Origin of the sequence: Burkholderia sp. Tr-862 (assembly GCF_011753085.1) — a bacterium.
GTDB classification, from domain to species: domain Bacteria; phylum Pseudomonadota; class Gammaproteobacteria; order Burkholderiales; family Burkholderiaceae; genus Burkholderia; species Burkholderia ambifaria.
Genome location: NZ_VWWG01000091.1, coordinates 21,541 through 28,326, shown reverse-complemented (window position 1 = coordinate 28,326; position 6,786 = coordinate 21,541). Strand labels below are relative to the sequence as shown.

General features: G+C 66.5%; 6 protein-coding genes. 2 read left to right on the top strand and 4 right to left on the bottom strand.

All coding sequences use genetic code 11. The features are described 5' to 3' along the window. Positions 1–206: 206 nt before the first annotated feature. The 3 genes from mqo to F3J14_RS22125 all read right to left on the bottom strand — a co-directional run bounded on the left by mqo (position 207) and on the right by F3J14_RS22125 (position 3,243). Positions 207–1,889: a malate dehydrogenase (quinone) gene (gene mqo, locus F3J14_RS22135; protein ID WP_168736286.1), complete on the bottom strand. Its 1,683-nt coding sequence runs from the start codon at positions 1,887–1,889 to the stop codon at positions 207–209. A 487-nt stretch (positions 1,890–2,376) separates the two neighbouring features. Further along, positions 2,377–2,682 (bottom strand): hypothetical protein, encoded by a 306-nt coding sequence (locus F3J14_RS22130; protein WP_166724832.1) that lies wholly within the window; start codon positions 2,680–2,682, stop codon positions 2,377–2,379. Between the two features lie 72 nt (positions 2,683–2,754). After that, positions 2,755–3,243, bottom strand: coding sequence for an Lrp/AsnC family transcriptional regulator (locus tag F3J14_RS22125; protein ID WP_166724831.1), 489 nt, complete (start codon positions 3,241–3,243; stop codon positions 2,755–2,757). A gap of 125 nt (positions 3,244–3,368) precedes the next feature. Between F3J14_RS22125 and F3J14_RS22120 the strand changes: the two genes are divergently transcribed. Both F3J14_RS22120 and F3J14_RS22115 read left to right on the top strand, forming a co-directional pair. Next, entirely contained in the window at positions 3,369–4,406 is a 1,038-nt protein-coding gene (locus F3J14_RS22120) for a histone deacetylase family protein (protein WP_166724830.1), read from the top strand. A 69-nt stretch (positions 4,407–4,475) separates the two neighbouring features. Beyond that, complete coding sequence (locus F3J14_RS22115) at positions 4,476–5,621, top strand: branched-chain amino acid ABC transporter substrate-binding protein (protein WP_166724829.1); 1,146 nt, start codon at positions 4,476–4,478, stop codon at positions 5,619–5,621. 53 nt (positions 5,622–5,674) lie between these two features. Here F3J14_RS22115 and F3J14_RS22110 read toward each other — a convergent pair whose 3' ends face one another. Then, positions 5,675–6,553 (bottom strand): mechanosensitive ion channel family protein, encoded by an 879-nt coding sequence (locus F3J14_RS22110; RefSeq protein WP_166724828.1) that lies wholly within the window; start codon positions 6,551–6,553, stop codon positions 5,675–5,677. Positions 6,554–6,786 lie beyond the last annotated feature (233 nt).

The window sequence follows — 6,786 nt, the reverse complement described above, 5'->3', positions numbered from 1 at the left end:
GCCCGCAATTCTAGCGGATGCGGGCGGCCGGTAGCGGAGGACCGGCGGCGGACGACCGTTTGCGGTCCATCGGCAGTGGCCGTACCGGCCGTCGGCAACCGGTGAGAACGCCGCCGGCCGGTGCGCGCGGCCTCGCCCGCATCGGCCATGTAAAACGGCCGCCCCGGAGGGCGGCCGTGCGATGCGACGAAACGGGGCCGGACGCGTTACAGCGCCATGTCGGCCGATGCCTTCGCGGGGCGCGCCGGGGCCGCGCCCGTCGCCTGCGACGGCGTCGTCAGGTCGATCTTCGGCGGCGGCGACAACTGCAGCACGTCGCTCGTATAGGTCCATTCCTCGACGACCTTCGCCGGGCTGTCGTTCAGCTTCGTGCCGTAGCTCGGCACGATCTGGCGCATCTTCTGCTGCCATTCAGGCGTCGCGACCTTGTCCTTGAACACCTTCTGCATCAGGTTCAGCATGATCGGCGCCGCCGTCGACGCGCCCGGCGATGCGCCGAGCAGGCCCGCGATGCTGCCGTCCTGCGAGCTGACGATCTCGGTGCCGAGCTTCAGCACGCCGCCCTTCTTCGGGTCGCGCTTGATGATCTGCACGCGCTGACCGGCCTGCCACAGGCGCCAGTCTTCCTTCTTCGCGTCGGGGAAATATTCCTTCAGCGCGTTGAAGCGGTCGTCGTCGGACAGCATCAGCTGGCCGGCCAGGTACTGGACGAGCGGGAATTCGTCGACGCCCACGCGCATCATCGGCGCGACGTTGTGCAGGTTGGTGCTCTTCGCGAGGTCGAAGTACGAGCCGTTCTTCAGGAACTTGGTCGAGAACGTCGCGAACGGCCCGAACAGGATGATCTTCTTGCCGTCGATGATTCGCGTGTCGAGGTGCGGCACCGACATCGGCGGCGAGCCGACCGACGCCTTGCCGTACGCCTTCGCGAGGTGCCGCTTCACGACCTCGGGGTTGTCGGTCACGAGGAACGAGCCGCCGACCGGGAACGCGCCGTAGTCCTTTGCCTCGGGAATGCCCGACGCCTGCAGCAGGTGCAGCGCACCGCCGCCCGCGCCGATGAACACGAACTTCGCGTCGACGGCCTGCGGCGGCTCATCCGAGTGCAGCTTGACCCACGACACGTGCCACGTGCCGTCCGCGTTGCGCGAGATCTCGCGCACTTCGCTCGACAGCGACAGCGTGAAGTTCGGCTGCGTCTTCAGGTAGCCGACGAACTGGCGCGTGATCTCGCCGAAGTTCACGTCGGTGCCGATCGGCGTCCAGGTGGCGGCGACTTTCTGCGAGCGGTCGCGGCCTTCCATCATCAGCGGGACCCACTGCTTGATCTGGTCGTAGTCTTCCGAATACTGCATCCCGCGGAACAGCGGGCTCGCCTGCAGCGCGTCGTAGCGCTTCTTCAGGAAGCGGACGTTGTCGTCGCCCCAGACGAAGCTCATGTGCGGTGTCGAGTTGATGAACGAATGCGGGTTCTTCAGCACGCCCTGGCGGACCTGCCATGCCCAGAACTGGCGCGAGATCTGGAACGACTCGTTGATCTCGATCGCCTTCGAGATGTCGACCTTGCCGTCCGCCTTCTCCGGCGTGTAGTTCAGCTCGGCGAGCGCCGAGTGGCCGGTGCCCGCGTTGTTCCAGCCGTTCGAGCTTTCCAGCGCGACGCCGTCGAGGCGCTCGACCATCGTCATCGACCAGTCGGGCTGGAGCTCGTGCAGCCAGACGCCGAGCGTCGAGCTCATGATGCCGCCGCCCACCAGCAGGACGTCGACCTTCTTCGTATCGGCGGCGTGCGCGGACGACGCGGCGACGCACAGCGCGAGCGCCGACAGTATTACCCGTAACGTTTTGATCACAGCAGATCCCTCTTCAACTTGAATGTATCGGTTTGCCATGCCGCCCGGCCGATGCCGAATCGCAACCGGCTCGCGCATCCGGAGATCCGGACCGCGAATCCGGAATTCCGGATCGACCGTGTTCGCCGTTGCATTTGCGCACGCGCAGCCGTCGCCAAGGACACCTTCGGATCGGCGTGTCGCAGGCAGGCAATCGCCTGCGTCGCGATGGCGCGCAACGCGCCGGGGCCCTCGCGGCAAGCCTGCGCGGACGGCGCTTCAGGCTGCGTGGAAAGAGGCCGCGCGCGACGCGTTGTGCGGGGGCGGTATGGCAAGGGGCGCGTAATGTAACCGAACTCGTTTGCTGTGTCACAAACGAAAAATGCCCTTGTTTTTGTGGGGTTTTTTGCGTGTCCGGGATTCCGGAACGAGGGTCGCCGGAACCGGAAAAGATGTGGATAACCGAGCGGGAGCGGGATGGAATGCGGACGCGTCATGTCGCGGCATCGCGCCGCGACAAGATCGTCTTACGTCCAGTCACGTCATGTCACTTCGCGAAAGTGTTGTGGCAAAACTGCTCGTACGCTTGCGCCGAATTCGAGAAACCCTTCTGCTTCGCGAGTTCCCACGGGCGTTCGCATTGCTGGGTCTGTTCGCACCACGAATAGCCGGCCGAGCCGATGCAGCCATGCGCGTCGCGATCGCCGCCGACCATCTGCGGCGCGGCCGGCGTGGCCGGTTGGGCGGGCGTCGACGAAGCGGCCGGTGCGGACGATTGCGCCGCACAGGCGCTCAGGGCGAGTGCGCAGGCGATCGTTGCGGCAAGCGAGGCGGAAGGCAGAAGACGTTTCATAGGGTAGCGCTCCATGGAATGACGATCGACAGCGGATGCCCGCGCGCGGGCGCATGACGACAACACGAACGATCACGCATCCGGCACCGGCACGCGCGACGAGAACTTGACCTCGCGCAGCGCGAGGCTCGACTGGATCGACGACACGCCGGCCTGCTTTCTCAGTACGCGTTCGACGAATTCCGCGTACGCGTCGAGATCGGCCGCGACGACCTGCAGGATGTAGTCGGCCGCACCGGTGATCTTGTGGCACGACGTCACTTCGTCGTGACGCCGCATCACCTCCTCGAAGTGATCCGGATCCTGGTCCGAATGCATGTTGAACGTGACCTGCACGAACGCGAACACGTTCATGCCGAACGCGCGCCGGTCGAGGTTCGCCTGGTAGCCGGTGATCACGTGCTCGTCCTCGAGCCGCTTGCGGCGGCGCCAGCACGGCGTGACGCTCAACGACAGCTTCTCGCCGAGCGTCGCGTTCGACAGCGCGCCGTCTTCCTGCAGCAGGCGGAGCATCGCGCGGTCGACGCCGTCCAGTTCCGCTGAAGCGCGATTTTTGCTCATTCCCGGGTCTCCGTAGACGGTTTTCTCAAAATTGTACGAAACGAAGGGGGGGAAAGCAAAGTTATTGCCGGCCGGCATCAATAGACTGTTTTCACCCCTCACAGCCTTCATTGCAACGGTCAACCATGCTCACGGTCTACAGCAGCGATCACCATCTGCATCGCGGCGTCGAACTGAAGGACGGCGCGATCACCGAGTCGTTCGAGAACCCCCTGCGCGCCGAGACGGTGCTCGCGCAGGTCCGCGCGGCCGGCCTCGGCGACGTGATCGCGCCGCGCGCGTTCGACCGCGCGTGCTATGCCGGCGCGCACAGCGCGCGCTATGTCGAGTTCCTCGCCGGCGCGTGGAACGAATGGTCGGCGACCGGCCGCACCTGCCAGGCGCTGCCGCTCGTGTGGCCGGTGCGCGCGATGCCGTCGTCGGCGACGCTGCCCGACTTCATCGACGGCAAGCTCGGCTTCTTCGCGATGGACGCCGGCGCGCCGATCAACGCGGGTACGTGGGACGCGGTGAGCGCGAGCGCGAACTCGGCGCTCACCGGCGCCGACCTGCTGTCGAACGGCGGCGCGCGCGCGTCGTTCGCGCTGTGCCGCCCGCCCGGCCACCATGCCGGCCGCGAGTACATGGGCGGCTACTGCTACCTGAACAACGCGGCGATCGCCGCGCAGCACGGCATCGCGAGCGGTGCGGCGCGCGTCGCGGTGCTCGACGTCGACTTCCACCACGGCAACGGCACGCAGGACATCTTCTACGACCGCGCGGACGTGCTGTTCGCGTCGATCCACGGCGAGCCGCCGGTGTCGTATCCGTACTTCTCCGGCTACGCGGACGAGCGCGGCAGCGGCGCGGGCGAGGGCTTCAACCTGAATCTGCCGCTGCCGAAGGGCACGCAGTGGGACACCTACGCGGCGGCGCTCGACCACGCGGCCGCCGCGATCGCCGCGCATGCGCCCGACCTGCTCGTCGTGTCACTCGGCGTCGATACGTTCGAGCACGACCCGATCAGCCATTTCCGCCTGCGCTCGCCCGACTACCTGCGCGTCGGCGAAGCGCTCGCGCGTCTGAACCTGCCGACGCTGTTCGTGATGGAAGGCGGCTACATGGTCGAGGAAATCGGTATCAACGCGGTGAACGTGCTGCTCGGTTTCGAAGGGCGCGCGTGACCGTATCGCTTTGCCTTTGATGAACGACGATCCAATCACGAACGAAGAGCGACAAGGAAGGAGACGAACATGAATCGACATCGGAACAAGACGGCATGCGCGATCGCGGCCGCGCTGGCGTGCGCATGGTCCGCGCTGCCCGCGCACGCGGACGGGATCGTTCGCATCGGGCACGTCGCGCCGCTGACCGGTGCGATCGCGCACCTCGGCAAGGACAGCGAGAATGGCGCGCGGCTCGCGGTCGAGGAGATCAATGCGAAGGGGCTCGTGATCGGCGGCAAGAAGGTCACGCTGCAGCTCGACGCGCAAGACGACGCGGGCGACCCGCGCACCGCGACGCAGGTCGCGCAGCGGCTCGTCGACGACAAGGTGGTCGGCGTCGTCGGCCATCACAACTCGGGCACGTCGATTCCGGCGTCGCGCGTCTATCGCGACGGCGGTGTCGTGCAGATCTCGCAGGCCGCGACCAACCCGATGTACACGCAGCAGGGCTTCAAGACGACCTATCGCGTCGTCGCGACCGATGCGCAGCAAGGGCCCGCGCTGGCGATGTATGCGGCGAAGAAGCTCGGCATCAGGACGGTGGCCGTGGTCGACGATTCGACCGCGTACGGGCAGGGCCTCGCGACCGAGTTCGAGAAGGCGGCGAAATCGGCCGGGATGAAGGTCATCTCGCGCGACGCGACCAACGACAAGGCGATTGATTTCCGCGCGATCCTCACGAAGATCAAGGGCGAGAACCCCGACGCGATCATGTACGGCGGGATGGACGCGACGGGCGGCCCGCTCGCGAAGCAGGCACGCCAGCTCGGCCTGCGTGCGAAGATCCTCGCCGGCGACGGCGTATGCTCGACCGACCTGCCGAAGCTCGCGGGTCCGGCGTCGGACAATGTCGTGTGCTCGGAAGCCGGCATCGCGCTCGAGAAGATGCCGGGCGGCGCGGCGTTCGTGAAGCGTTACGAAGCGCGCTACCACCAGCCGATGCAGGTGTACGCGCCGTTCTCGTACGACGCGGTGTACATCATCGTCGACGCGATGCAGCGCGCGAATTCGACGGACCCGGCCAAGGTGCTGGCCGCGATGCCGGCGACCGACTATCGCGGCGTGATCGGCGAAACGAGTTTCACGTCGCAGGGCGACCTGAAGCACGGCGCGATCTCGGTGTTCACGTACCAAAGCGGCAGGAAGGCGCTGCTCGATATCGTCAGGATGTGACGCAGGCGGGGCGCGCCGCGCCGCGCGGCATGCGCGGTCGTGCGCCCCGAGTGTTACGACGCCTGAACGCGGCGCGGCTCGACCTGCTGCGGCTGCCGTTCGACGTCGTGCACGATGTGCAGCTCGCGCGTGCGGATCGGCAGCGCGCAGTCCGCGTCGGCGAGCGTCTTGCGCACCTGGCGCGCGAGGCGCCAGCGCATCGCCCAGAACTTGTCCGTGTGCGTCCACACGCGCATGTTCGCGACCGCCGTGCTGTCGTCGAAGCGCATCACCATCACGTCCGGCGCGGGATCCTTCAACACGTCGGGATCGGCTTCGGCCAGCGCGCGCAGCGCATCGAGCGCGCGATCGATGTCGTCGTGCACGGACACTTCCACTTCGAGATCGAGACGGCGGGTCGGATTGCGCGTGTAGTTGCGGATCGAGCTGCCCCACAGCGCGCTGTTCGGCACGTATTCGCAGATGCCGTCCGGCTTCGTCAGCCGCGTCATGAAGAGCCCGACCTCGTCCACCGTCCCCGCGACACCCGTGCCGCCGTCGATGTAGTCGCCCACCTTGAACGGCCGCAGCAGCAACAGCATGATGCCGGCCGCGATGTTCTGCATCGTGCCTTGCAGCGCGAGCCCGATCGCGAGGCCGGCCGCGCCGAGCACCGCGACGATGCTCGCGGTTTCGATGCCGAGCTGTGAAAGCGCACCGACGATCGCGACGATGCGGATGCCCCACACGGCGACGTCGCAGAGGATCGGCCGCAGCGTGTCGTCGACGCGCTCCTTGTTCGCGAGCAGCCGGCTCAGCCAGTTGCCGATGCGCTTCGACAGCCACCAGCCCGCGACGAGTAGCGCGAGGGCGGCGCAAAGCCTGAGCGAAAGCGTGGACAACGCGTTCCACAGGAACGTCCAGCGTTCCGGATGAAGATGATCGAGAAACATGACGGGATTCCGGTTTGAGGACAGAAGGCGCGACGGGGGGCGTCGTCCGCCGTGGTCGGGCGGGCATCCGCTCGTGCGTCGGCCGCCCTCGACTGTACACGCCATGGGGTATTTCGCGCGAATGCATGGGGGCCGTGAAATCGCGATTTGGTGTGTGTACTAAGCGAGTATTCAAACAAATCGGATTTGTCCTATTCAGCTATGTTGGCCGTGCCGATACACTCGCTTCCAGG